The following is a 25,430-nucleotide window of genomic DNA, read 5'->3' on the forward strand; positions in this document are numbered from 1 at the left end:
CTTAGAATGCAACAGGAGTACTAGACATGAACTCGAACCTCTACGGTCTTGTTGCCGAGTTTAACAATCCGGAGGACCTCTTGAGAGCTGCTAAGGCGGTACGAGAGGCTGGCTACCGTAAGGTAGAAGCCTACACGCCTTTCCCTGTACATGGCCTTTCAGAGGCCTTGGAGATACACGATTGGCGTATGCCCTGGCTGATCTTTCTTGGAGGGGTTACTGGCTGCGTTTTCGGTTTCTTAATGCAGTGGTACACGGCGGTTGTTGACTATCCTTGGAACGTTGGTGGAAAGCCCTACAACAGCTGGCCTCAGTTTATACCCATCACCTACGAATGCACCATTCTGTTTGCCGGTATAACTGCATTTTTGGCAACGATCTTTCTAAATGGGCTTCCACGTCCCCATCATCCTATCTTTAATGCGCCCCGATTCGAGCGAGCAACCTCCGATCTCTTTTTCCTCTGTATTGAAGCGGATGATGGCATGTTTGACCGAGAGGGAACCGAGGAGTTTCTACGTGGGCTAGGGGCTCAACTGGTGTCGGAGGTGGAAAAGTGAGTTTAGTTCAGTGGCGAAAGAGGGGCTGGCTGCCTTTAGCGGCGATGGCATTATGGCTGCTTGCCGGATGTCATCAAGATATGTGGGATCAGCCTAAAGCCGATGACTATAGCCCTTCTGAGGTGTTTCCCGATGGCGCTACCATGCGTCCTTTACCGGCTCATACCGTAGACCGCACGCATTTTTGGACGGATGAGGGGCGCTACACGGGCTATGTGGGCACGCACTACGTTGGCAATAAGTTGGTGATGGGGCGATTGGTTACACGTTTCCCCTTCAAGATTACCTATGAAGATTTGAAGCGAGGGCAAGAGCTCTACAACATCTACTGTTCCCCATGTCACGGTGCGTTAGGCAACGGGATGGGGATGATCGCCATGCGCGGTTTAGCTTTGCGCCGGCCTCCAGCAACCTACCACACCGATCGATTACGGAAGATGCCCATCGGCCATTTTTATGATGTGATCACCAACGGATACGGCACCATGTTTTCTTATGCCTCACGCATCGAGCCGGACGATCGATGGCGCATCGTCGCCTATATTCGAGTGCTTCAACGCAGCCAAGATGCCAAGCCTTCAGACCTACCGCCTGGAGTAGACATCAACCAGCTGCCGCTCATACATACCACTGGGGATACAGGGCCAGCCTGGCATAACATCACCTATACGGCTCCCTATATCTCCATCTCATCAACAGAAAATGGAGGACCGATGAGTACTAATCAAGAGGGAAGCGAGAAATGAATCAGGAACAGGGCTTTCCGAGAACCTATACAAATTTGCAGGTTTTAGGGGTTATATGTGCCATCCTAGGGGCGCTTTGTCTCATACCCTACGCCTCGAATTTGGAGCAGCTCTATCGTGGCTACTTCACCGGGTGGGTTTTTCTTGTGAGTTTGTCTATAGGATGCCTTGGCTTAACTCTGTTGCAAGGGATGGTGCGCGCTCAATGGGGGGTGCCTGTGGTGCGTATTTATGAGGCGGGTGCTAAAATTCTCCCTCTGCTAGGAGTCGCGGCCTTACCAATTATCTATGCGGTCTTTACGCATCATCTCTATCCTTGGGCGAATCCTGCCGAGGTTGCCAAGGATAGCGTTCTACGATGGCGTGCGCCCTATATGAACGCCCCGTTCTTTTTCTTGCGAACTATCTTCTACTTTTTGGTTCTGTCTTGGTTCGCCTTTCAGGCGGTGAAGTTAAGGAGGTTGCAGGATGAGACGGGCGATGTGGTTTATGAGAACAAGTTGGCCAGTTTTTCGGCTCCTGCTTTCGTGTTCTCCGTCTTGTTAGCAACCTTTGCCATTACCGACTGGGTGATGACGCTGGATAAGCATTGGTACTCAACCATCTATGGCTTTTACTTCTGCATTAGCAGCGCGCTGACGGCGCACTCCTTTGCTATTTTCCTCGTGTGCTGGCTGAAAATAAAGGGCTATTCGCCCTACGACAAGCTGATTACGCCGCAGCGTACAAAAGACCTCGGAAACCTTATGCTCGTGATGACCATGGTGTGGGCTTACTTTGCCGTATCGCAGTTCATTATCATCTGGTCGGGTGACTTACCCTACGAGATCGAGTTCTACCTACGGCGGAACACCGATTTTGCTTTCGCCACATTCACCACCTTTTTAGTGATTTTCCACTTCTTCGTGCCCTTCTTACTACTGCTTTCTGGGCGTACGAAGCGGGTGCCTGCCTTGCTGGCGATGACGGCCACTATACAGTTTGTGACCTGTCTGGTGGATATGGTGTGGAATGTAGAGCCAATGTTCCAGTCGCTAAACGCAAGCTTTGCCGCTCAGTTTCATGGTTTTCTTTCCTACTTAGGTGGTTTCCTGCTTCTAGGCGGTCTATGGCTTGTTCTCTTTGTGTTTAATTTGCGACGGAATCGCCTTGTGCCGCTCTACACGGCAGGGCTACCGACAGAAGTATTAGAAACGGAGGTGCTATCACATGCATCCTAGTCACGGTCATGGCGGCTCTCCTACTCCTGGAGCGCGATATGAGAAAAGTGATCTAACACCCCAAGCCGCTGCGATGACGCTCTTTGGGCTGGCGCTTCTAGCTACTATCGCAGCTTTTGTCATCTGGCTCTTTAAACCCTATATTCTGCATGTGGCGCCAGAACGTACCTCTAAGTTTCCAATACCACGGGAGGCTGTACGGCCGGCGGAGCCTCGGTTGCAGGCAAACCCCACCATAGACATTGAGAACTTGCGTAAAGATGAGGATTTTATCTTAAACACGTACAGCCGAGATCCGATCTCTCATCGGCTCCATATTCCGGTGGAGAGAGCTATGGAGATCGTCGCTAGGGAGGGCTTACCGACACGTCCAAACCCTGCACAGCCCGACCCGATGGAACCGAACGAGCCTTCCTACACGGTAGGGCAAGCTTCCGATCAGTTGCCGCAGGCAACCATGCAAGGAGCGAAGGGAGAAAGCGAGACGGGTATGCCGCGCCCTAATATTTCTACAGAGACCTACCAGCCGGGAATGAGTTCGATGGGTTCTCCTTAACTATGAAGTAGAAAAGCCCTGGTGAGCCGTATTTAAGATAGAAGTGTCCAAATTCGGCCTAGGGTGTTGTGAGCGAGAGAGGCGATGAACATGATGCTGGAAAGAAAGAAGTGCATAGCGGTAGCTACATTTGCGGGGAGTATGGCTTTGATGCTTACTAGGGCGGTTGCCCAGACCAATTCGTCACAGGTGGCGGCGCAAGCGGTAGCCCAGTCGGCCACAAGCCCAACGAAAGGAGTTTACTATGAGCAGAAGGTTAACCATGCGATACCGCTAGATCTTACCTTTACGAACTCTAGGGGGCAGGTAGTGGCCCTAAAGCAGTTTTTTGACGGTAAACATCCGGTTATTCTCGTTACTCCCTTCTACCGATGTAAAGCGGGCTGTACCTTGGAGTTACAAGGAATGGCGGATGCTTTCGGGAAGCTTCAGTACAAGTTAGGGCGTGATTTTACGGCTCTCACGATAAGTATCAACCCCTTAGAGCCCCCGCAGTTGGCGGCGCAGACGAAAGAAGGTTATCTGAAGATGACGAAGAATCAGCCCTATGCGGCAGAGGGATGGCACTTCTTGGTAGGCACCCAAAAAAACATCCAGGCGTTGGCACAGGCCACAGGATTTCACTACAACTATAACCTGCAGTACCAACAGTTCGTGCATCCCACTGGTATCTTAGTGCTGACGCCGCAGGGACGTATCTACCGTTACTTCTTCGGTACCGATTACAACCCGTCTGACCTGAAGATCGCGCTGATCAAAGCATCGCAGAATCAGATTGGTTCTCCTATAGATCAGATCATTGCCATCTGCTGTACATGGAACCCTACCACGGGACATTATGGAGTGGTGATACAGCGGGTCATTGTAGGTGCGGGCACCCTAACTGTGCTAGCCCTGGCTGGTTTAATTGGGGGATTGTTCTATTGGGAGAAGAAACATCCGAAGCTGCCGCTGGCTGCATCAACCACAGAGGGCGAACGACACAACGCTGGAGGAGCGATCTGAGTTATGGAGTTACCCATTATTCCACCGGCAGCCTCTACCTTTGCCGATGAGGTGGACCACATCTTCTACACCCTAGTAGGGCTTACTATATTCTTCACTGCTTTGGTGTTCTGTCTGCTCTTGATTTTTGTGGTACGTTTCCACAGAGGTTCGAGAGCAAACCGAGCCAACCGCTCTTTTGGTAATCTGCCTCTGGAGTTGACCTGGTCTATCATCCCCGGCATCATCGGGTTGGTGATATTCGCATGGTCTGCCCGTCCTTACGCAGAGGCCTATAACCCACCAGCGGATGCGCAGGAGATTTTGGTTATCGGTAAGCGGTGGATGTGGCATTTGCAACATGCGGATAGCGGTATCCGCGAAAATAACGAGCTCCATATTCCTGTTGGCAAGGCCATTAAGCTTACCATGATCTCCCAGGATGTGATCCATGGTTTCTATGTACCCGCCTTTCGTGTGAAGCGCGACTGTCTGCCTGGCTACTACAATACCGTTTGGTTCATTCCGACCAAAGTCGGAAAATATCCTTTCTACTGCACGGAGTACTGTGGAACCAACCACTCTAAGATGGGTGGGTTCGTCTATGTGATGACGCCTGCCGATTATCTGCAGTGGAAGGAGAATGGTGGGAATCTGGAGGTAGCGCATCGGGAGACCGCGGCCGAGCGCGGCTACGACCTTTTCAATAAGTATGGATGCGCTAACTGTCATGCAAGTGAAGACGGTGTGCACGGCCCCACGTTGAACGGTCTTTACGGATCGAAAGTCGTCTTGCAAAATGGGCAGACAGTGACAGTCGATGACAACTTTATTCGGCAATCCATCGTAAATCCCGACTCGGTTCGCGTAGCGGGCTATCCCCCCCTCATGCAGGCATATTCCGTGGGTGACGGGCCAGGGCAGCTAAGTGAGGAGGAGATTCTGGAGCTGATCGCCTACATCAAATCGCTAGGGGGTCAGAATCTGAGAGCTTTGAAAACCACGTCGTCTTCTACAGCGCCACTCTCAAAAGGGGCTGGTGGAAAGAAATGATAGAGCATCGCTTTCACAAAACGGAAGAAGCGCTCTAGAAAGTAACAAAGAAGGGGTGTTGAACAATGAGTAGCATAACCGTACCAGGTGCTGTACCGGTTCCAGAAAGTCGTAAGGAACGAGAGAACTATCTGAACATTCAGCATACTGTAGCATCTTGGCTCTTAACGCTAGACCATAAGCGCATCGCGATCCTCTATCTTGTAGGGATCACGTTTATGTTCGCGATAGGAGGTGCTGCTGCCGCGGGCATACGTATTGCGCTGGTAAGGCCGCACGATACCTTCTTCTCGAACGAGGTATACAACAAGCTGTTCTCTATTCACGGGATCGTGATGGTGTTTTTCTTCTTAGTACCTTCTATTCCTGCGGTGTTCGGCAACTTTGCTCTGCCGCTGATGATCGGGGCACGTGATGTGGCGTTTCCACGCCTAAACTTGCTGAGTTGGTACCTCTATATGACGGGCAGCTTCCTCATGCTGCTGGCGATCATGTTCGGCGGCGTGGATACCGGATGGACGTTCTATACGCCCTACAGCTCGGTGTATAGCGACACGAACGTCTCTTTGGTGATCTTTGGGGTTTTTATTGCCGGATTTTCCTCGATCGCAACAGGAGTCAACTTCCTCGTCACCATTCACAAGATGCGTGCTCCTGGCATGACATGGTTCCGTATGCCGCTCTTTGTATGGGCGATGTATGCTACCAGCATTATCATGATCCTGGGGACGCCTGTGGTAGCTATCACCCTCTTTCTCGTTGCGATGGAGCGTATTTTTGGGTTCTGCGTGTTTAACCCCGTATGTGGCGGTGACCCGCTGCTTTTCGAGCACCTGTTCTGGTTCTACTCTCACCCGGCCGTCTACATTATGATTCTGCCTTCAATGGGTGTGGTAAGTGAGGTTATCGCCTGCTTTTCACGAAAACGCATCTTTGGATACGAGTTCGTAGGTTTCTCCAGCTTAGCCATCGCCCTCCTTGGTTTCCTTGTGTGGGGGCATCACATGTTTGTAACCGGCGAGTCGATGTACAGCGGCATGGTGTTCTCCTTGCTGTCGTTTCTTATCGCCGTACCGTCGGCTATTAAGGTGTTTAACTGGTCGGCAACCCTATACAAGGGCAACATATGGTTATCGGCTCCTATGATCTACGCTCTCGGTTTTATCGGGTTGTTCACCATTGGAGGGCTTACCGGCTTGTATCTTGCGTCTTTGGCAGTTGATGTCCATCTTAACATGACCTATTTCGTAGTGGCCCATTTCCATTACGTTATGGTAGGTGGCGCCATTTTCGGGTTCATGGCGGCCCTTCATTTCTGGTGGCCTAAGATGACGGGACGCCTCTATCCGGAAAGCTGGGCTAAGCTGGCCGCGTTGATCATGTTCATTGGATTCAACCTCACCTTCTTTCCTCAGTTCATTTTAGGCTACCTTGGCATGCCGCGACGCTATCACTACTACTTACCGGAGTACCAGGCCTGGAACATTCTCTCTTCAGCGGGTGCAAGCGTGCTAGCAGTGGGTTACATTATCCCCTTCTGTTACCTACTCTGGTCGCTGTTTAAGGGTGCCCCAGCTGGCAACAACCCTTGGGGGGCAGTTGGGTTAGAGTGGACGATCCCCTCTCCACCACCCTCTCATAACTACGATGAGGTGCCCATCGTTACCTGGGAGGCCTATGATTATGAGCCGGTGATTCAAGCGGAGCTAGCTGGGGCGGCCGTAGGCCATCCTCTCATGACGACAGAAGAACCGTATATAAAGGAGACAGAATGAGTACCGTAGAACTGGAACATCCCACGTTTGCACCCCAACATGTGGGGCATCAGTTCGAGGAGCTAGAGCAGCAGAACGACGCCTATATCGTAGGCATTTGGATTTTCCTCGTAACGGAGATTATGTTTTTCGGGGCGCTTTTCTTGGCGCTCACTATCTACCGTTACAACTATGCCACTGCTTTTGAGGAGGCCCATAACGCCCTTAACTGGAAGCTAGGCATGTTAAACACCTTCATCCTGCTCACGAGTAGCTTCTTTATGGCTATGGCCGTAAGGGCGAAAACGCTTGACATTCGTTCTCAAGCAAAGTTCTGGCTGGGCCTAACGCTTCTCTGCGCTTTTGGCTTCCTTACGGTGAAGTATTTCGAGTACTCGGCGGAAATAAGAGAACATCATTTTCCCGGCCCAACCTTTCGTTGGGAGGCTCCTAGCAAAGCGAACATTGAGGCCAACACGCCGCTTATCCAGATGAGCCAAGCACCGAAAGGAATCGCTAGTTTGGGGAACTATACGCCTCAGCCCATTGAGCATCACGCCCATCAACTCTTCTTTAGCCTCTACTTCATCATGACCGGGCTTCATGGGCTGCACGTGCTCGTCGGCATTCTTGTGTTGGGGTGTCTCTGGGTACTCATCGCCGTGAAACATCCGGCTGTAGAGGATTACATGCCTTTAGAGATCGGAGGAATTTACTGGCACTTCGTGGATATCGTATGGATATTTCTCTATCCTTTAGTCTATCTTATCGGGAGGCAATAGCGAATGGCAACACATGGTTCAACTCACACGCCTGAGGAAGGGCAGCATGTACCTCATGTGGTATCAGCAGGCACCTATTTCCTTGTCTACGTGATCCTACTCGTTTTGCTGGTCTTAACGGTGGTGGTATCGCGTTTCGACTTAGGGGCGCTAAACATTATAGTGGCGTTGTTGGTCGCAGTTGCGAAGACTTCCTTAGTGATCCTGATCTTTATGGGCGTGAAATGGGCCTCTCGACTTGCCTGGATATGGTCGGTGTTTGGGTTTATTTGGCTTTTAGTGCTGTTTGGTACGTTAGGTGACTACATTACCCGTGAGTGGGTTCACCTCCCAATGGGATGGTAATTTAGGCCTCTGAACCTACTTAGGCAGCCTCCGGTGTACCATCACCGGAGGCCTTTTGTGTTTACCAGTAGCTCCAATTGTGGGTGTAGAGAATAGAGAGCCCGAGGAGGAGATTGGTGAGCATGTGGGCAATAAGGGGTGCCGTGAGGGTGCGAGTGTAGCGAAGGAGAAGCGCATACAGAAGGCCACAGAGAAAAGCTGACAACCACTCCGGGTGAGCGAGCGCAAAACAGGCACTGCCGAGAAAGAGAGCGGTATTCGAGAAACCCTCTAGAGGAAGCTGAAGAAAGTCCTCGTTTGATGTCGTAAAGAGCCGAAGCAAGAAAGAGCGCCAGAAAATCTCCTCCATGATGGGCACCATGATCACCAGGCCATAGAAGCGTAGGAGAAGGAAAAGGTTTCGTTCCAGTGGTTTTGGTAAAAAGAGGTAGGGGTCAAAAGCCGAGCGCTGACCAAATGGAAAATGAAACGGTGTTAGCTTATCGAGTGGAATCCAAAAAAGATAGACGGCAAACCCAACACCAAGAGCCGGTAAAACAGCGGTTGGTTGCCATTGATAGTCCTTTAAGGGTGCGCGGAAAATGCATAGAGCGACAGTGACGGTAATGACTTTAACCGAGTAGACAAGTGGATAGTTTGTTTTTGGTACCAGGCCTTCAAAAACAGTGAACAGAATAAAGAGGCCAGTAGGAACTATATAATCCAACATAAGCGGATTGCGGAGGCGAGAAGGAGGCGTATTTGGGGATGGGGACATTATTTTGCACTCCATTCAGCCAGTGCTTGACCATAGAGTGGATTCGGGCAGATGTGCCAACGATCCAGGCCGTTGTCGTGCGCAGGTGTCACAGCAATAATGCGCCGGTCAGCGAGGAAATCGAGAGTATATTCTAGCCGATGTAAGCTTTTTTTATCTGCAGGGGGGAGTAGATCGAAAACGAGACCAGTTGCATGGTAACTAAAGGAGAGGGGAGGCCCTACGTTTGCATGTGGCCGATTCTCAGAAGAGTTCGTACCAGCAACATAGCTCGAAGCGGGGTTGGAATCGGCTTTTGCAGAAGGTGAGGATGGGTTTAAAAGAAGACAGTCGCCGACAGTGAGCGGCTCCGTACCGCCAAATTGTTTGTAGAGGGCATTGATGAGTCGAAGTGTGCCGTAGGCTTCAGGGCGTAGAAGCGGGAAACGATGGTTGGACGAGGTGGGGATAGAGATCCGAACATCGGTTAAGTTTTGTACCGACAGGAGAAGGTGCTTTTTAACGGCCTCCTCAACTTCCGAAGGAGTGTCAAAAGCGTAGGTAGGGCCTTTGGGATACCATACGGCGTCTTGTAACCGGCCTGGCATCAAGGCGTTCCATGTTGGGAAAAGCGCACCCGGATCTTTCCGGAAATACTCGAGGAGATGAGCCGCTTCGAGAACCTTCCACCAGTAGTGGCGGTGGTCATCGCCGCGGCTGTAGAGGTAATCGAAGGCACGGACGTGGCGATGCGGTGAGATGGTAAGATAGACCTGCGCGTAGGTCAGGGGGTGTCCTTGATCGCCGTGAAGGATAAGAGAGTTTGTCGGGGCTGTTTTACCTGTATAGAGGTAAAGCAGTTTTCGTTCCCCCATCTGACCACCATGATAAGCTTGGAATATCCATGCGAGCGAAGGAAAACGCGGATAGAGATGTAAGAGATAGCGCGTCTGGGCAAATACAGCCAGGCGAGTATTGAAACGTTGATCGATTTGAGCGCGTTCATTGACAAGTTGGTCGCGGAGGGCAAGCATGTTTTGGGCAGGTGAAGGAGGTACAGAAGAGGACATCTCTGCATTTTTCGCGATTTGCAAATTAAGGCTAACGATCTGCTGGGTAAGGAGCTGCGCTTTAGGTGGAGCTACCTTCAATCCCTGTTCACGAGCTAGGGAGGGAATCCACTGTGCAACGCCAGCCGCGTTGGCCGATGAAATCTGATTTTCATCACCCCCCGATTCAACCAGGATATCTGCGAGCTGAAATAGCACCCAACGCTTCTTCGCCTGCTCATACGAAAGGTGGTGGCTATGAGCTATCATCTTGAGGTAGGGTTGCGCCGCTTTTTGGTCGGCAGCTTCTTCGACAAGAGGACGCAAGTTCAGAACTCGTTGAATAGCAGTGAAAGAGTCAAGTCGGCCTAAGAGTGGTTTTTTCCATCTTTCGAGCATATTTTGGAGGAGAAGCGCGCGAGGCATTTGCAATGGTAGGGGCGCGGTTCCACGCGGTGGAGTGGCAATGAGACGATGATGAGGAGAGTGCAAGGAACAACCGCCGAAAAGCAACATCATAATGCCTAAGACAACAACGATTCGCACGTGCTGTGGCAAGGAGAAGAGGGGTTTGGCGTACATGAAGCTATTTTACCCGTTCTCTTTTGTAATTCGAGAGCTAGAGTATGGTATAATAGCAGACACGAGTTCAAGCAGGCTCGCGAATGATGCGGGCCGTACGCGGTCAATAGGGGGTAACGAATCATTTGGCACAGGTAAAAGTAAATCCTGGTGAAAGTTTGGATGTGGCGCTGAAGCGCTTTAAGAAGATGATCATGGAGAGCGGTATTCTGAAAGAGGCGCGCGAACACGAGCACTACGAAAAACCAAGTGATCGGCGCCGCCGTGAGGAGGCCGCTCGCCAGCGCAAGCTACTTCGCGCTCGTCGTCAAGCGGAAGCGCGCGAAGGACGGTAGAGCGGAGTTTAAAGCTTTTACAGGAGAATAGGGGTACCAATAAAGGTCACCCCTTTATTTTTTGTTACAACGTATGATGCCGGTAACGACTACGGCGGCGCGAGTAGGGGTTCAGAGCGAGCGATTTATTAGGGGGAGGAACGACATTGAGGCTTACCTTTGTGGTGTCCCCGTTGTAGAGCATATCAGCGAGCATTTTGGTGGCTTCGGCAGGTTTAATGTAGACATAGCTTCGCCCCTCTACGCAGGGTAGGATGGAGAAATGGATGTTTTGTTGGGGGAGTTGGGTAGCCCAATGCACGAGGGCTAGCATCTGCCCTTGCGACATGTTGGTTTCTATGTCATCCGCCACTGTGTTGAGGATATCGGGAAGAGCTAAGAAAGTTTTTGGACTCGTTACTTTAGCACGTAACGCTTCCAAGAACTCGTGTTGACGTTGTTCCCTTACTAAGTCATTATCGCAATGGCGAATACGCACAAATCCCATTGCTTGATAGCCGTTGAGATGCTGGTATCCTTTTTTTAGATGGACATGAAGGTGGCCCCAATTATCGTCGTAGTTGAGATCTTTATCTACATAGAGGTCCACACCCCCCACTGCATCCACAATTTTTTGAAAGCTTTCAAAATGGAGGGCTACCGTATAATCCGGATTAATGCCGAAATCCTGTTGCAATGTTGCATCGGTCAGCGCATTGCGACCCCATTCATGTGCCGCGTTAATCTTGTCGAAACCGCGATGTCCGGGAATATGAACTGCTGAGTCGCGTGGAATAGAGACGATATTTAGTGTATTATTATCGAAATCCACATGGGCGATTAGAAGGGCGTCGCTACGACCGGGTGAGCCTGGAATGGGCACAGGTTTATCGTTGTAATAGTCGGCATCGCAGCCAAGGAGAGCAATGATCAGGTTATGTTGTTGCTGTCCTTGGAATTGGCGTGAAACTGCATAGGGCGCAAAAATATCGCGATGTGCAATGACAGATGCAATATTGTGGGGGGTGAAATAGTTATTTACTAGTTTGCGTATGAAAGGGCTTCGAGCATAAAAGCTGCCGGCGATGATTCCTATACTAAGAAAGACAAGGCTGACGATTGTGATGAGACCTCGTTTGAACCACGTTGCAATTCGAGCACGCTTATTAAGCTGGCTGTTCAGAGCATTCGTCGTTGGGCGGTTCTCTTTCATTATTCATAGTCCTTTCAGGCGTAGGGTACCTCAGATGTGACAGAAAGAGTGGGCGAGTGAGGTAATGGATGAAAGCGATCATCCGCAAAGCAAAGTAGAACTTTTCATTGCGGTTCATCCCAGGCAAGTATACACCGCTCTCTTTCAGTCTGTCAAGAGCAGAACGCTACTTTGCATGTTCCTCGGCATCATTGTCGCCATTCGGCATGTGACTGCCTGCGGGCGAAGTCGTTTCTGGATATCTTATACGAAATTCAAGGGCCAACTATTCATCCTCCAAAGGGGAGTCAAATGCTGCGTTGTACTCAGCAGGTGATAGGGGCCTCTTTGTATAATCTAAAATGGAACACTTTTTACAGGCAGGGTTGCACCTTGCCGGAACGTTATTAGATGGAGAGTAAGCCATGAGCCTAAAGAGTACGCGTCGTGAGTTTTTGGGCAGCGCCTTAGTCGGCGGTTTCAGCATATGGATCGCTGACCCGTCACGTGCCCAAGGAGGAAAGTCGCCAAACGAGCGAGTTCAGTTTGCCTGCATCGGTGTAGGTGGTAAAGGAGATAGCGATACGGCGGATGCTGCTCGTTTGGGTGATGTCGTAGCTATTTGTGATGTGGATGAGAACACTCTCAACCGCGCAGCTCAAAAATACCCATCGGCCAAAAAGTACAACGATTACCGCAAGATGCTTGAGGAGATGGGGTCAAGCATAGATGCGGTAACCGTGAGCACGCCGGACCATTCGCACGCACCGGCAGCCCTCATGGCGATGGAGATGGGAAAGCACTGTTTTTGTCAGAAACCTCTCGCCCACAGTATCTATGAGATCCATCGCATGATGGAGGTCGCTCGGCAGAAGAAGCTTGCTACTCAGATGGGCAACCAAGGAACGGCATTAGATAGCTTGCGGCGATTTGCGGCTATGGTGCGAGCGGGAGCTATTGGAGATATCCAGGAGGTTCACGTCTGGACAAATCGCCCCATATGGCCCCAAGGTATTAGCCGTCCTGCCCCCGAGCCTGTGCCCTCCTATCTGCACTGGAACTTATGGATTGGGCCAGCACCATTTCGGCCCTATGCACCGGGTTATCATCCGTTTTCATGGCGCGGCTGGTGGGATTTTGGCACAGGCGCTATAGGGGATATGGCCTGTCATACTATGAATCTTCCCTTCATGGCGCTTGACCTACGAGATCCGATTGCGGTAGAGGCCGAGACATCTGGGACGAACCATGATAGCTATCCGTCTTGGTCTATTATTCACTACTACTTCGGCCCAGCCGAGCAGGTGGGGCCGCCCTCCTCTGCCTGGCCGGCCGATATGGTAAAGCCATTTAAGCGGCCTGCTGTGGTCATGCACTGGTACGATGGAGGAAAGCTGCCGCCAGATGACGTGCTTACGGATGTACCAAAAGACCCTAAGACGGGCAAAATTAGCTCGAGCGGCTCCTTGATGATAGGCACCAAGGGAAAAGTCTACTCCCCCGGCGATTATGGTGAAAACAATATTTTGATCGGGGGCGTGGATGTGGGAGAGGTTTCGTTCCCGCAATCTCCGGGCCATTTCGAGGAGTTCGTGCGTGCAATCAAAGAGGGAGTGCCTGCCATGTCTAACTTTCCAGACTATGCAGGGCCACTAGCTTCCATGGCGATACTAGGCAATCTAGCTGTTTGGTCTGCTGGAAAGAAGATCGAATGGGATGCCAGGAGAATGGTAGCAACGAACGCTCCTGAGGTTATGCACATCGTTCATCCGACCTATCGGCACGGTTATCACATGTAGCAGTCCCGTTCCCTTTGAAAAAGAAGTTACGCGCCTTTCTTCACGAGAGGCGCGTAACGGTTAGTAATGGGCAGATTCGAACTCTCTTTGCAAAGGATGCGTTGCCGTACCAAAATCTTCAAGCACACATTCCGCGGCGATTTGCCCTGACATAAGCACCATAGGAACACCGGGGCCAGGGTTCACGCTGCCACCAGCAAAGTAGAGGCCTTTAATAAGATGGCTTCGATTGCCTGTTTTAAAGGCCGAACGTAGTCCTCGTTGCGTAACGACCCCATAGATCGCACCACGGTTTGCCCAGTAGAGCTGTTCGATATCTTGTGGCGTAAGCATGTAGGAAACCTGAATAGATTCTCTCAATCCGACTAGGCCGGAGCGTTCCAACTTTGAGAGAATACATTGTTGATAGTCGGTGCCCATCTGCTGCCAATTAAAGGCATCGGTAAGATAGGGGCAGTGAACCAGCACATAGAGGGCGGTGGTATTAGGCGGAGCTACAGAAGGGTCGGTTATACTCGGCACGGCCAGATAGCAGGTTGGGTCTTGATGAGGGATTTTATGTTCGTAGAGATCGCGAAACTCGGCGTCGCTATTAGCAGAGAAGAAGAAGTTGTGATGTTGAAGCTGTGGCCATGTGCGGTTACATCCGAGATAGAGCACGATGCCGGAACAGGCCGGCTCTAGCTGCTTCTGGCGGTTTTTGAGATAAGCTTTGGCTTCAGGAATATCGAGAAGCCGCTCTAAGGTGTGCACGATATCGGAGTTCGCTATAACGGCATCAAACCGCTCAAGTTGACCTCCCGATGGCAATACACCGGCGATTTTGCCGTCGGCTGTTTCGATGTGCTCGACGAAGGTGTTAAGGCGAATGTCCACGCCAAACTCATGACAGAGCGCCCCTAAAGCCCTTGCAATTTCTCCGGTACCTCCCATGGGATACCAACAGCCTTGCCCGATTTGAACCCATACAATGAGGCAGAGAATGGCCGGTGCCACAAACGGTGAAGAACCTACGTACTGTACGAAGTGTTCGAATAGTTGGGCTAATCGTTCATCTTGGAAGTGCTTGCGGATCGCGCGATGCATGGTGGTGAAGGGATCCATTTGAAGAGCGAGGAGAGCCGATTGAAGGTTCAGTGGGCTGGCTGTCATCAGGTCGCGCAGGCTGCCGTAGGGTTTCCAGTAGAACCATCGCTCGGCGATTGTGTTCATGCGATGGCTGTAGCGAAGAAAGCGGAGATAGTTACTTACTTCTTGTGGGGCGAACCTCTGTAACTCGGAATTCATTTGATGAAGAGAGGAGTAGAGGTCAAGATGTGAACCATCGGCGAAAAAAGCGCGCCATTGCGGATCAAGGGCAACGAGGTTAAGGTAGTCCCTGTAATGACGGCCGACCGCATGAAACAGCCGCTCGATCACCTCCGGTTTTGTGATAATGGTAGGGCCCATGTCGAAGGTGAACCCATCTGCTTGCCAGACGTTCATTTTGCCACCGAGGTGACTATTTTTTTCGTAGAGGGTTACGCGATGTCCGGCATGCGCGAGGCGTACGGCCGCGGCTAATCCTGCTAATCCGCCTCCAATAACAGCGATTCGCACTATTTACCTCCTCGATGGACGTTATTTTTGAGAGCGTATTGGTGTTCTCGTCTCCAGCTTAGCACAGCAGCAAAGAGAGAGAAAAGCGCTTGAAGGCGATGGTGAAGCGAGGAAGGGATGTAGAGCTCCACAAGTGAGCGAAGCAGATGCACGTTAGCATGATGGTATGGGAAAAGATGATATCTCCGTTTGAATGGTGACGTATGGTATATGGCCTTCCACACCACGAACTCATCCAGCCCTTCGCGCCCGCGCTGCTTCCCAAAACCACTTAGGCGCCATCCTCCGAAGGGTATCGCAGGGTTCGCAGCGATCAGCAGCTCCACCTCGTTGATGGTAACAACTGCGGCCCGCAGTTGCTGAGCTAAGAAGCGGCCGTGTTGTCTGTCTTTTGTCCAGATGCTGACGCCAAGGGTAAATTCCGAGCGGTTGGCGCGTTCTACGGCTTCCTCATCGCTATGAACGGATGAAACGGCGAGCACAGGCCCAAAGAGGTCTTCCTGCATAAGGGCCATGTCGTCGGTGCAGTCTGCGACCAGCGTGGGGGCGTAGAAGTAACCTGTGCGTGAAAGCGCGTATCCTCCTGTAAGCAACTCTGCGCCCTGTGCACAGGCTGCCTGAACGCGTTGGTGGAGATTGCTTCGCAAGTTTTCGGTACGCAGAGGGGTTAGCTCTTGTTCGAGCTGCAACCGTTCCATTTGTTGTTGGCATAGGGTAAGAAACTCATGATAGCATTTTTGATGAACAAAAATACGTTGCGGAGCAACGCAACTTTGACCGGCATTGCAACAGCGTGCCCATACAAGACAGCGCGCGGCAGATGGCAGGTCTGCATAAGCGGTTACGATGCTAGCATCATTGCCAGATAACTCCATAACGGCAGGAGTAGGCCCTTGTGCTAGAGTGGATAGAATGCTGCGGCCCGTGGCCGTACTACCTGTGAAAGCAAGCTTCTGGATGCTGCTTCGACAGAGCGCTTGACCTACTTGGGCATCGCCTATAACAAGGAAGACGGGGAGCTCGGCTTGTTCAAGGCAGCTTTGCAGGGCGAACGACGAAGCGGTAGCTAGCTCGGATGGTTTCCATACCACGGTGTTGCCAGCTGCGAGTGCCCAGAGAATAGGGGTAAGGTTGAGCCATAAGGGATAGTTCCAGGTGCCGATGATGCCTACAACACCGTAGGGTTGGGGGGCAAGGGTCACCTGGCGAAGACGACGAGGGCGCAGGTAGTGGGCAATCTGTTGTTCAAGCCATTTAATGGCTGAGAGCGAGGGCAAGATCTCGGCTCCGTAGACCTCCTGAAGCGGCTTGCCGATCTCTTGGTGAATGGTTGACACGAGTTGTTCCGCTTGGGCTGCTAGCACCCTGCGAAGTTGTTTTAGGTAGTCACCACGCTGGCGGGGCGTAAGGCGCGACCAGTGGAGTAAAGCCTTGTTGGCGCGATGAATGGTCGCATTCACCTCTTCTTCGGTTGCAATGGGGTAGCAACCGATAGTCTCTTGGGTAAGCGGGGATATGGAGCGAATCGTGCGCATTTTATGGCCTAGCATGGGAGTGGATTCCATATATTATCCCTCAGTAATACGCCTGGACTCTTAAGAAAGTGACAGGATGGAGGCGCATTGCAAAATAAAAATGGCGGTCGGTTCCTCCCGGCCGCCATCAAAAGGGGCGATAATGGGGTTTTCCGTTCTCTACGAGCACCTTTGCGAAAGATGCGGGGGCTCGCATCTTTGCAAGTTCGCGATGCTTCGTTTGAGGTGGAAAACGTCTTTTAATAAAGACGAATATATTCTATCACCCTAGCATGAGGCTGTCAAGTACTTTTTAGGGTTTTTGTAGCAGCGGACCAACAATTTTTCCGTTTTTCCTAGAAATAGGGGATATTTATGTAGGATTGGCACGCAAATTGCAGTAAGGATTCTGGTGCACTCTTTGTGAACGTGAGTTGTTGACGCTCCGGGAGTCCGCACTGAAAGTTGTGCAGGTCTTAGGAGTACCAGACAATATGCTTTTGGGCAAAGTAAAGTGGTTTAACAACGCTAAGGGCTATGGGTTTATCGTTGCCGAAGACGGAGTAGATGTTTTCGTGCACTACTCGGTGATTCAGATGGAAGGGTTCAGAACGTTACGAGAGGGACAACTCGTACGTTACGAGGCAACGGAAGGGCCGAAAGGCCGACTCGCCACCCGTGTAATCCCCAGAGTTGAGGATGATGAACCGAGCCAAGCCTAGCGTAAGAAGGGCGTCCTGCCTCTGACGATAGGCGGGGCAGGACGCAAACAAAATTCGGCATCTGCAGGTTGTGGGGGACGTGCAAACCGCGTTTTATGGGCTCTCTGTGCGATCATCTGTACCTTTATGGCCATTTGCTGGCTAAGATAATCGAGTTGGAGCGCAGAAGGATCGTTCGCTGCAAGGGGAATGTCCGCTTTCGCTGTGTGGTTTAGATGGAGCACGCCTACCCCGTAAAGAGCAAGGTAGCCGACGATAGCGATGCGTAGGGCTCCCGTAACGAAAAGCGGATGGCGCTGACGCGCCCACTCCATGACAAGTAGAGGCCCAATAAGGCAGACGAGCTTAGCCACAATAAAGGCTCCTAGCCCCATTTCCCAGAAATGGCGAAAGATGGGGTTCGCTTCCTGCGCGCCATGTCGTTCTATAAACAGGATGGTACTGCCAAGGTCGGCTAGGCCAATAAGAGCCATGAGCCAGCTTTCGACAGTGAATCGCTGTTTTTGTGTTTTCTCCGATCTCAACCGTGATTTCCCCCTTTTGTGTCGTTCGTCTTAGCGGGAGTGTTGTTTGATATTCGGATGGACGACTCGATTCCTGTAGAGTTCGCGGGGTATTGTTAAAAGCGGAAATCTTTGAAGCGAGGAGGAGACATGCCCTTAACGCTAGAGCATAAGCTGGGAAGATATCTGGATCCGGTCTACTGGCAAAACATTTGGCATCTGTTCGTGAATCGAGGCTTAGAGGCCTTAATTCAAGTAGTCGTACTTATTTTTCTCTATTTTGTGCTGCGCAGCGTATTGTTTCGTATCGTAGATGGAGGTATGGCGCGGATCGTACGTCATCACCCAGATGGAGCTGGGCTGGGACGTATGAAAACCCTGCAGGGATTGGCGCGCAGCATTTTAAGCTATCTGCTTTTTTTCATCTTCGGTGTGTTGATCCTGAAAGCGATTGGGGTGAACATCATTCCGTTTATTGAAGCGGCCGGCGTGATTGGGCTAGCGATAGGGTTTGGTGCTCAGAAGTTGGTACGGGATATGATCTCTGGTTTTTTTATCATTGTAGATAATACATTTATGGTAGGAGAGATGGTAACAATTGCCGGAGTAACCGGAGTGGTGCAAAATATAGGCATGCGCGTAACGCGCATTGTGGATAATTCCGGACGCATCTACATGATAGCCAACGGGGACATAGGAACGGTAACGAACCTATCGCGTAATCCCATTGTAGACTTTGTGGAGATCAACGTAGCTGCTTCCGCGGATTTGCAAAAGATTATGGAGGTAGTTGAGGCTATAGGGAAGCAGCTTGTGGAGGCACCGGGCAGCGTACTGAAGAAAGCCCCTACATTGGAGGGTATTATGGCCTTTTCTGCAAGTTCGATGACGATTCGAGTAAGTTTGGCAACAGACCCCATTCATCTCTCAACAGAGCAGATGCGCTTGCGGGGTGCTTTACGGGAAGCATTCATTGAGGCTGGTATCGCTTTAGCTTGAGAGGCGCCTCCAAGCTTGGAGGCGCCTCTCTGCTAGTGGCTATACCTTTTAAGAAGGATAGAGCCGTTATGCCCGCCGAAGCCGAATGAGTTTGAGAGAGCGATATTCACGTCGGCCGGCCGAGCTTTGTTTGGAACATAGTCTAGATCGCAGTTGGGATCGGGATACTCGTAGTTGATGGTGGGTGGAACGATGCGGTCGCGTATGGCGAGAGCGCAGAAGATCGTCTCAACGGCACCGGCAGCACCCACCATGTGAGCGGTCATAGATTTTGTTGAGCTGACAGGTATACGGTAGGCATGTTCTCCAAAAACCGCTTTAATAGCGAGTGTCTCTATGCGATCATTTAGCTCGGTCGAAGTGCCATGGGCATTAATATAATCTACCTCTTCTGGTTTGACCCCAGCCTCATTGAGTGCGGCGCGCATACAGCGAATGGCCCCGTTGCCATCGTCAGGAGGAGCTGTAACGTGATGGGCGTCACCGGACATCCCGTAGCCGACTACTTCGGCATAGATCTTGGCGTTACGAGCCAGGGCCGAATCGAGCGCTTCGAGTATCACGATGCCGGCCCCTTCTCCCATGACGAAGCCATCGCGTTGCGCATCAAAGGGTCGGCTAGCTCGTGTAGGTTCCTCGTTACGGGTAGACATGGTTCTGGCGGCGCAGAAACCCGCAATGCCGAGGGGAGTGATGGCGGCTTCGGCCCCACCTGCGATCACTACGTCGGCACCGCCACGTTTGATGAGCTCGTAAGCATCGCCGATGTTATTCAGACCTGTGGTGCAGGCGGTGGTAATGCAGGAGTTCGGCCCACGGGCACCGGTAAGGATCGAGACCATTCCAGCTCCCATGTTGCAGATGATCGCGGGAATGAGAAACGGTGTGATGCGATCGGGGCCGCGTTCTAGCAACGTTTTGTGCCACTCTTCGAGAGTTGCTAGACCGCCGATACCGGAGCCAATATAGACGCCTACACGCTCGCTGTTGTCTGGGGTGATCTCCAGTTTAGCGTCTTCGATGGCCATACGTGAGGCCGCAACGGCAAACTGGACGAATCTATCCAGTCGACGTGCCTCTTTTCGGGACTCGAAGTAAGGGGAAGGATCCCAGTCTTTGATCTCGGCGGCTATGCGCGTACTGTAGCCACTGGCATCGAAGAAGGTGATGGGGCCGACGCCGGAGCAGCCGGACAGGCAAGCTCTCCAGGTATCTTCTGCAGTATGCCCAAGGGGCGTCACGGCGCCGATACCCGTGATCACCACGCGCCTTGGCACGCTCTGGTTATGAGATTGCGCTTGCATAACCACTCCTATGCAAAAGCTTGCTAAAATAGGAGCCTATCGAGCGATGGCTCATGAGGCTGCAGCCTTTTTGTCTATGTAGTCCACGATGTCTTGAACGGTGACAATCTTTTCGGCATCTTCGTCGGGGATATCTATGGTGAACTCGTCCTCAAGACGAAGCACAATCTCCATCACGTCTAAAGAGTCGGCTTTCAGGTCGTTCACCAGAGAGGCTTCAGGAACGATCTCCTCTTCAGTGACATCAAGTCTATCAAGCAGCACCTTACGCACACGATCGAAAGTTGTAGACATGTTATCTTCGTCCTCCTAAGGTAAGTATTCTCTTGTACAAGGAATTCTCTCCTAAATGGTGATATTTAGCAAGTGTGCTCATCTCGTTCTGAGAAAGCCACACTAGGTTATTGTAGCACGCCTGAGGCATCGTGCGTACTCACATATACAGTCCACCATCCACGGTGATGACCTCACCATGGATATAGGAAGCATCGTCCGAGCAGAGGAAGACCGCAACGCGTGCGACCTCTCTACTGCCTCCAAATCGCGCCAAGGGTATCTGTTTTAGTGCTGCCTCGCGTTGTTCGGGTTTCAGCACGTCGGTCATTTCGGTTTCGATAAAGCCTGGAGCGATGGCATTCACGCGGATATTACGAGAGCCTAGCTCTTTTGCCAGAGATTTTGTCAGACCAATCAGCCCCGCTTTCGATGCGCTATAGTTTGCTTGACCCGGCCCGCCCACTTTACCGATCACGCTACTAATGTTAACGATGACGCCGCTGCGCTGTCTAAGAAAGATAGGAGTCACCGCACGCGAGCAGAGAAAGGCCCCTTTAAGGTTTGTATTCAGCACAGCATCCCAATCTTCTTCGCTCATGCGCATGACGAGCTTATCTCGAGTGACCCCCGCGTTGTTGATCAGGATATCTACTCTGCCGAAGCGTTCGATGGTGCTCTGCACCAGTTTTTCCACTTGAGAAGCGTCGGCAACGTCTGCCTGGAAGGCAAAGGCCTCCTTTCCGCTCTCTAGGAGCACTCTCGCGGTTTCTTCTGCGGAGGCAGCATTGCGATTGTAGTTAATAACCACTTTTGCTCCTTCGGCAGCGAGTTCAAGGGCAATCGCTTTACCTATGCCTCGGCTGGCTCCAGTGACGATAGCGACGCGATTTTGTAGTTTCATTCGTTGACTCCAGACTGTACGAAGTGGGCTAGCAGTTCCGCAACTTTGGAGAGAGTTTGTGCATCGTAGGCGCTTAACGCTGTGACATCGGGAGCAATGCGTTTCATGAGGCCAGTGAGCACTTCACCACTGCCAAGCTCAATAAAGATACGGAAACCATCTTGAACGAGGCGCTGCATAGAGGGTTCCCACAGGACGCTACCGCTTACCTGCATAGTGAGGCCGGAGACTATATCTATTGGCTGTTCGATATAGCGGGCGTTGATATTCGCTATGATAGGAATAGTAGGTTTTCGAAGTGGCACGGCGGCGATATCGTTATAGAGGGCATCGCCGGCTTCTACCATGAGGGGCGAGTGGAAGCCGCCTGACACGGCTAAGGGCACGACGCGCTTTACCCCGCGCTCTTTTGCGAGCTGAGCGGTCTTCTCCACTGCAGCAGGCTCGCCGGAGATGACGATCTGTCCGGCACCATTCACATTAGCGACGCTGACGATGCCGGCATCTCGAGCGGCGAGGCAGACTTCTCGAGCCATATCTAGAGTGGCTCCGAGGAGAGCCGCCATGGTGCCCGGGCGTTTTCGAGAGGCATCACGCATCAGTTCTCCACGGCGGCGGACAAGTCGGAGGCCATCTTCGAAAGAAAAGACCTCTGCCACGGCAAGAGCTGCATATTCGCCCACACTATGACCTGCCACGGCATCCGGGCGACGCGGACAGAGGGATTGTAGACAACGATAGGCGACATAGCTTGTAACGTAGAGCGCGGGCTGTGCATTTTCGGTAGATTTCAGCACCTCTTCGGGGCCTTCAAAGCAGAGATCGCTAAGCGGAAATCCGAGAAGGGCATTTGCCCGCTCGAAAAGCGCACGAGCCTCAGCAAAGCTTTCGTAAAACGAGCGCCCCATGCCAACCTTTTGGGAGCCTTGACCTGGAAACAGAAATGCGACTTTACTCATGGCGGTTCTATTTTGCGTTCCACCGAATGATGTTAACCCCCCAAGCAAGCCCTGCGCCAAAGCCTGCTGTCACCACGATCTGGCCTGGTTTAAGGAGGTTCTGTTGTACGGCCTCGGTGAGGGCGATAGGAACTGAAGCCGCGGAGGTATTTCCATAGCGGTCGATGTTGATAAAAACGCGCTCTTTAGGAATGTGAAGTCGTTCGGCAACGGCCTCTACGATGCGTATGTTCGCCTGATGCATAACCAGCCAATCCACTTGGCTAGGGGTTAGGCAGGCTTTTTGAAGCGCCTGTTGGATAGCCTCAGGAATAACCCGCACCGCAAATCGGTAGACCTCTCGGCCTTGCATGATGAGCTTATTTTGGGAGCTTTCTATAAGTTCAGGGGTTAATGGGCTACGGGTGCCACCGTGGGGAAGCCACACCATTTCGAGGCCATCGCCGTTAGCACCGAGTACAGAGGTAAGTACACCCTGGCCGCTCTCGTTGGGGCCTAAAACAGCGGCTCCTGCCCCATCTCCGAAAAGAACACAGGTGGAGCGGTCGTTCCAGTTAACGTGTTTTGAGAGGGCATCGGCTCCGATGAGCAGGATGCGCTGGGCAGCGTGGCTTTGAATGAAGGCCCCTGCGACCGCCAGACCATAACAGAAGCCGGCACAAGCGGCGGAGAGGTCGAAAGCTCCCGCCCGGTAGGCTCCTATTTTTCGTTGCACCACGCAGGCGGTAGCCGGCCAAATGTAGTCTCCGGTTGCTGTGGCGCAAAGAATGAGATCAAGCTCATCTGGGTGGACATTTGCATCCGCGAGTGCAAGTTTGGCCGCCTCTGCAGCAAGATCAGATGTGGTTATGTTTTCCTCAGCAATGTGGCGTTGACGAATGCCGGTTCGGGAGGTTATCCACTCATCGCTTGTATCTACCATTTGGGCTAGGTCATCGTTTGTGAGAACGCGTTCAGGCACGCACATTCCCAATCCGAGGATGGCGGCCAAGCACTCTTTTGTAGGGATCAGGGGACTACTCATCGGGCTTTAACTCGTCTTTCCAGTAAATTTCTCAAGTGGCTGGAGGCATTAAAGGAGCTTTGCATACGCGCGACCGGATAACCTCTACGATATTATGTTCCACCGCCTTTTCTGCTGCACGGCAGGCATTGGCCACCGCATAGTAGGTGGAGCGTCCATGCCCTATGATGCAGATTCCGTTGACGCCTAAAAGAGGGGCACCCCCTCGCTCTGCATAGTCTATACGGGTGCGCAGGCGCCGCATGGCAGGCAGAAAGGGTGCCAGGAGGGGGCGCATCCAGATGTGTCGGCCTAGCTCCTGTTTAATAAGCGAAAGAACCATTTCCGCGACCCCTTCGGCTGTTTTCAGTAACACGTTGCCTGTGAATCCGTCGCAGATCACCACATCGGCTTGGCCTTTAAACAGATCGCGTCCTTCTACATTACCTACGAATTCAAAGGGTGCCTCCATTTGGGATGCGCTTAAAAGCAGCTGATGGGTTCGTTTAACAAGCGTATTGCCTTTATTCATCTCCTCACCGTTAGAGAGAAGCGCCACACGGGGTTTTGTTACGCCGAGCACGTGCTCGGCATAGGCACTGCCCATCAGTGCGAACTCATAGAGGTTATTCGGATCACAATCCACCGTTGCGCCAGCATCGAGCAGAATGACAGTGCCACCTGTTAGGGAGGGGAGCGGGGTGGCGATAGCAGGTCGGTCTATCCCTTTAATGCGGCCTAGGGTAAGGAGGCCGACGGCCATCGCGGCCCCGGTATTTCCGATGGTCACGAGCGCGTCTGCCTGTCCCTCATGAACCATGCGGGCTGCGATGACCACTGAGGCATCAGGCTTTTTGCGAAACGCCACAGCGGGCTGGTCGGTCATTTCGATGACTTCGGAGGCGGGCACGATCTCGATGTTCTTGGGGCGGTTATGCCACTTTTTCAGCTCCTGTTGAAGCACGTCCGGATGGCCTACAAGGTAGAAATGAGATGTTGAATGGAGTGCAGCCTCATAGACTCCGCGCGCAACCTCCGCTGGGCCGCGGTCTCCTCCCATTGCGTCAACAGCGATCCGCTTCGCGACGGGCATATTTTTGGAGCGTTTCCTATCCTACTTATTCTGAGGTTTATCCGTCGTCTCAAAAACAGTACGACCGCGATAGCGCCCCGTATCAGGGTCTATATGATGTAGAAGGGTATAGCTACCAGGTTGCTCAAAGCTAGGCACTATAGCAAGCTTATGTGCCAGCTTGTAATGGGTTCGTCTTTTACGGGTTCTCTGATTCGAATGACGTCGTTTTGGTAACGCCATAAAAACACCTCTCTTTCACTGGTTTCTAATTTTCATACTTACACACATAAAAAAGGATTCTACCCCAATAGAGGAGCATCCATTACAGGTTCGGTGTTGCGTTAGGGTTGCTCTTCAAGCAGTTCTCGCAGGCGAGCAAACGCTGGATGGCCGCTGGGTTCGATATCCTGTTCGGAACGAAGTTCGGCTAGCGCCTCTTCGGGCCGACGATGGCACAAGGAGCACAGGTCTTTGTGCTGAGGCGGCAAGGGCTGTGTCGGCTGGTTCAGCAGAATATACTGGCGGAGCATTTCCGTAAGGTCGAACACATTGCCATCGAACAGTTTACCGGCGATGGGGCTTTCATCTTCTTCCACCACGACGATATGAGGTAGGGAGCGTGGCCCGGTAGAGATGGCTCGAAGTTCGAACTGTTCTTCAATGACGAGCGAAACCGGCTGTTGGTAGTAGGTGCAACAGCGGCTACAGGGCAGCATCACGCATGTATCGCAGCTTCCACGTAGAAGAAGGGCATCGCCCGTATTGATAAAATCCAACTGTCCGATGATATCGTCCGTACATTCGATATCTTCATCCACCAGGGGCGGTTCATGCACCGTGTAGTGGGCACTTTTGCCTGGCTCTCTTATAATCTCGGAGATATCGAGGCGCATAGAAGCTCTC

Annotated in this window: 27 protein-coding genes; 13 read left to right on the top strand and 14 right to left on the bottom strand. The window is 52.0% G+C overall.

The window, feature by feature from the left end:
• Positions 1–26: 26 nt before the first annotated feature.
• The 9 genes from CCALI_RS01070 (at position 27) to CCALI_RS01110 (ending at position 8,000) form a co-directional block, all read left to right on the top strand.
• Entirely contained in the window at positions 27–560 is a 534-nt protein-coding gene (locus tag CCALI_RS01070) for a DUF3341 domain-containing protein (RefSeq protein WP_016481618.1), read from the top strand.
• A complete protein-coding gene (locus tag CCALI_RS01075) occupies positions 557–1,306 on the top strand; it encodes a c-type cytochrome (protein WP_016481619.1) in 750 nt (249 codons plus the stop codon). Before CCALI_RS01070 ends, CCALI_RS01075 begins: the two co-directional genes overlap by 4 nt.
• Entirely contained in the window at positions 1,303–2,526 is a 1,224-nt protein-coding gene (locus CCALI_RS01080) for a hypothetical protein (protein ID WP_016481620.1), read from the top strand. Before CCALI_RS01075 ends, CCALI_RS01080 begins: the two co-directional genes overlap by 4 nt.
• Entirely contained in the window at positions 2,516–3,082 is a 567-nt protein-coding gene (locus tag CCALI_RS01085) for a hypothetical protein (protein WP_016481621.1), read from the top strand. The genes CCALI_RS01080 and CCALI_RS01085 overlap by 11 nt, the downstream gene beginning before the upstream one ends.
• A 150-nt stretch (positions 3,083–3,232) precedes the next feature.
• Positions 3,233–4,087: an SCO family protein gene (locus tag CCALI_RS01090; protein ID WP_016481622.1), complete on the top strand. Its 855-nt coding sequence runs from the start codon at positions 3,233–3,235 to the stop codon at positions 4,085–4,087.
• 3 nt (positions 4,088–4,090) lie between these two features.
• Complete coding sequence (gene coxB, locus CCALI_RS01095; protein ID WP_016481623.1) at positions 4,091–5,119, top strand: cytochrome c oxidase subunit II; 1,029 nt, start codon at positions 4,091–4,093, stop codon at positions 5,117–5,119.
• Positions 5,120–5,184: 65 nt separating this feature from the next.
• Positions 5,185–6,894 carry a cytochrome c oxidase subunit I gene (locus CCALI_RS01100; RefSeq protein WP_016481624.1) on the top strand — a complete coding sequence of 570 codons (1,710 nt, stop codon included), beginning with the start codon at positions 5,185–5,187 and terminating at the stop codon, positions 6,892–6,894.
• Positions 6,891–7,655 carry a cytochrome c oxidase subunit 3 gene (locus tag CCALI_RS01105; RefSeq protein ID WP_016481625.1) on the top strand — a complete coding sequence of 255 codons (765 nt, stop codon included), beginning with the start codon at positions 6,891–6,893 and terminating at the stop codon, positions 7,653–7,655. The genes CCALI_RS01100 and CCALI_RS01105 overlap by 4 nt, the downstream gene beginning before the upstream one ends.
• A 3-nt stretch (positions 7,656–7,658) precedes the next feature.
• Positions 7,659–8,000 (top strand): cytochrome C oxidase subunit IV family protein, encoded by a 342-nt coding sequence (locus tag CCALI_RS01110; RefSeq protein WP_016481626.1) that lies wholly within the window; start codon positions 7,659–7,661, stop codon positions 7,998–8,000.
• A 61-nt stretch (positions 8,001–8,061) separates the two neighbouring features.
• On the opposite strand, the gene CCALI_RS01115 is transcribed toward CCALI_RS01110, so the two are convergent.
• Both CCALI_RS01115 and CCALI_RS01120 read right to left on the bottom strand, forming a co-directional pair.
• The gene (locus tag CCALI_RS01115) at positions 8,062–8,757 is read right to left on the bottom strand and encodes a CAAX prenyl protease-related protein (protein WP_016481627.1); all 696 of its coding nucleotides are present in this window, start codon (positions 8,755–8,757) and stop codon (positions 8,062–8,064) included.
• Positions 8,757–10,367: a hypothetical protein gene (locus tag CCALI_RS01120; RefSeq protein WP_016481628.1), complete on the bottom strand. Its 1,611-nt coding sequence runs from the start codon at positions 10,365–10,367 to the stop codon at positions 8,757–8,759. The genes CCALI_RS01115 and CCALI_RS01120 overlap by 1 nt, the downstream gene beginning before the upstream one ends.
• Before the next feature lie 125 nt (positions 10,368–10,492).
• Between CCALI_RS01120 and rpsU the strand changes: the two genes are divergently transcribed.
• Entirely contained in the window at positions 10,493–10,702 is a 210-nt protein-coding gene (gene rpsU / locus CCALI_RS01125) for a 30S ribosomal protein S21 (RefSeq protein ID WP_016481629.1), read from the top strand.
• Between the two features lie 64 nt (positions 10,703–10,766).
• Here the strand turns inward: rpsU and CCALI_RS14590 are convergent, their stop codons facing one another.
• On the bottom strand, positions 10,767–11,894 hold the full coding sequence (locus CCALI_RS14590; protein WP_016481630.1) for an LCP family protein: 1,128 nt from the start codon (positions 11,892–11,894) through the stop codon (positions 10,767–10,769).
• A 404-nt stretch (positions 11,895–12,298) separates the two neighbouring features.
• Between CCALI_RS14590 and CCALI_RS01140 the strand changes: the two genes are divergently transcribed.
• Positions 12,299–13,672, top strand: coding sequence for a Gfo/Idh/MocA family protein (locus tag CCALI_RS01140; protein WP_016481631.1), 1,374 nt, complete (start codon positions 12,299–12,301; stop codon positions 13,670–13,672).
• Positions 13,673–13,732: 60 nt separating this feature from the next.
• Here the strand turns inward: CCALI_RS01140 and CCALI_RS01145 are convergent, their stop codons facing one another.
• Both CCALI_RS01145 and CCALI_RS01150 read right to left on the bottom strand, forming a co-directional pair.
• On the bottom strand, positions 13,733–15,271 hold the full coding sequence (locus CCALI_RS01145) for a phytoene desaturase family protein (protein WP_016481632.1): 1,539 nt from the start codon (positions 15,269–15,271) through the stop codon (positions 13,733–13,735).
• Positions 15,271–16,836 (bottom strand): aldehyde dehydrogenase family protein, encoded by a 1,566-nt coding sequence (locus CCALI_RS01150; protein WP_016481633.1) that lies wholly within the window; start codon positions 16,834–16,836, stop codon positions 15,271–15,273. The genes CCALI_RS01145 and CCALI_RS01150 overlap by 1 nt, the downstream gene beginning before the upstream one ends.
• Positions 16,837–17,279: 443 nt before the next feature.
• On the opposite strand from CCALI_RS01150, the gene CCALI_RS01155 reads away from it, so the two are divergent.
• Positions 17,280–17,507 carry a cold-shock protein gene (locus tag CCALI_RS01155; RefSeq protein WP_016481634.1) on the top strand — a complete coding sequence of 76 codons (228 nt, stop codon included), beginning with the start codon at positions 17,280–17,282 and terminating at the stop codon, positions 17,505–17,507.
• Here the strand turns inward: CCALI_RS01155 and CCALI_RS01160 are convergent.
• Positions 17,504–18,031: a DUF5658 family protein gene (locus tag CCALI_RS01160; RefSeq protein WP_044948752.1), complete on the bottom strand. Its 528-nt coding sequence runs from the start codon at positions 18,029–18,031 to the stop codon at positions 17,504–17,506. The two genes, CCALI_RS01155 and CCALI_RS01160, sit on opposite strands and share 4 nt — an antisense overlap.
• A 129-nt stretch (positions 18,032–18,160) precedes the next feature.
• Between CCALI_RS01160 and CCALI_RS01165 the strand changes: the two genes are divergently transcribed.
• Positions 18,161–19,009 carry a mechanosensitive ion channel family protein gene (locus CCALI_RS01165; RefSeq protein WP_016481636.1) on the top strand — a complete coding sequence of 283 codons (849 nt, stop codon included), beginning with the start codon at positions 18,161–18,163 and terminating at the stop codon, positions 19,007–19,009.
• 32 nt (positions 19,010–19,041) lie between these two features.
• Here CCALI_RS01165 and fabF read toward each other — a convergent pair whose 3' ends face one another.
• From fabF to CCALI_RS01205, 8 genes are all read right to left on the bottom strand, one after another.
• Positions 19,042–20,286: a beta-ketoacyl-ACP synthase II gene (gene fabF / locus CCALI_RS01170; RefSeq protein WP_044949443.1), complete on the bottom strand. Its 1,245-nt coding sequence runs from the start codon at positions 20,284–20,286 to the stop codon at positions 19,042–19,044.
• Positions 20,287–20,364: 78 nt separating this feature from the next.
• The gene (gene acpP / locus CCALI_RS01175; protein ID WP_016481638.1) at positions 20,365–20,607 is read right to left on the bottom strand and encodes an acyl carrier protein; all 243 of its coding nucleotides are present in this window, start codon (positions 20,605–20,607) and stop codon (positions 20,365–20,367) included.
• A 139-nt stretch (positions 20,608–20,746) separates the two neighbouring features.
• The gene (fabG, locus tag CCALI_RS01180; RefSeq protein WP_016481639.1) at positions 20,747–21,490 is read right to left on the bottom strand and encodes a 3-oxoacyl-[acyl-carrier-protein] reductase; all 744 of its coding nucleotides are present in this window, start codon (positions 21,488–21,490) and stop codon (positions 20,747–20,749) included.
• The gene (fabD, locus tag CCALI_RS01185) at positions 21,487–22,449 is read right to left on the bottom strand and encodes an ACP S-malonyltransferase (RefSeq protein WP_044948754.1); all 963 of its coding nucleotides are present in this window, start codon (positions 22,447–22,449) and stop codon (positions 21,487–21,489) included. Before fabD ends, fabG begins: the two co-directional genes overlap by 4 nt.
• Positions 22,450–22,456: 7 nt before the next feature.
• Entirely contained in the window at positions 22,457–23,473 is a 1,017-nt protein-coding gene (locus CCALI_RS01190; RefSeq protein WP_016481641.1) for a beta-ketoacyl-ACP synthase III, read from the bottom strand.
• Between the two features lie 31 nt (positions 23,474–23,504).
• Positions 23,505–24,545 carry a phosphate acyltransferase PlsX gene (plsX, locus tag CCALI_RS01195; RefSeq protein ID WP_016481642.1) on the bottom strand — a complete coding sequence of 347 codons (1,041 nt, stop codon included), beginning with the start codon at positions 24,543–24,545 and terminating at the stop codon, positions 23,505–23,507.
• A gap of 21 nt (positions 24,546–24,566) precedes the next feature.
• A complete protein-coding gene (gene rpmF / locus CCALI_RS16840; RefSeq protein ID WP_016481643.1) occupies positions 24,567–24,767 on the bottom strand; it encodes a 50S ribosomal protein L32 in 201 nt (66 codons plus the stop codon).
• Between the two features lie 101 nt (positions 24,768–24,868).
• Positions 24,869–25,420, bottom strand: a complete 552-nt coding sequence (locus CCALI_RS01205) for a YceD family protein (protein WP_016481644.1) — start codon at positions 25,418–25,420, stop codon at positions 24,869–24,871.
• Between the last annotated feature and the right edge of the window lie 10 nt (positions 25,421–25,430).

Origin of the sequence: Chthonomonas calidirosea T49 (genome assembly GCF_000427095.1) — a bacterium.
GTDB lineage: Bacteria > Armatimonadota > Chthonomonadetes > Chthonomonadales > Chthonomonadaceae > Chthonomonas > Chthonomonas calidirosea.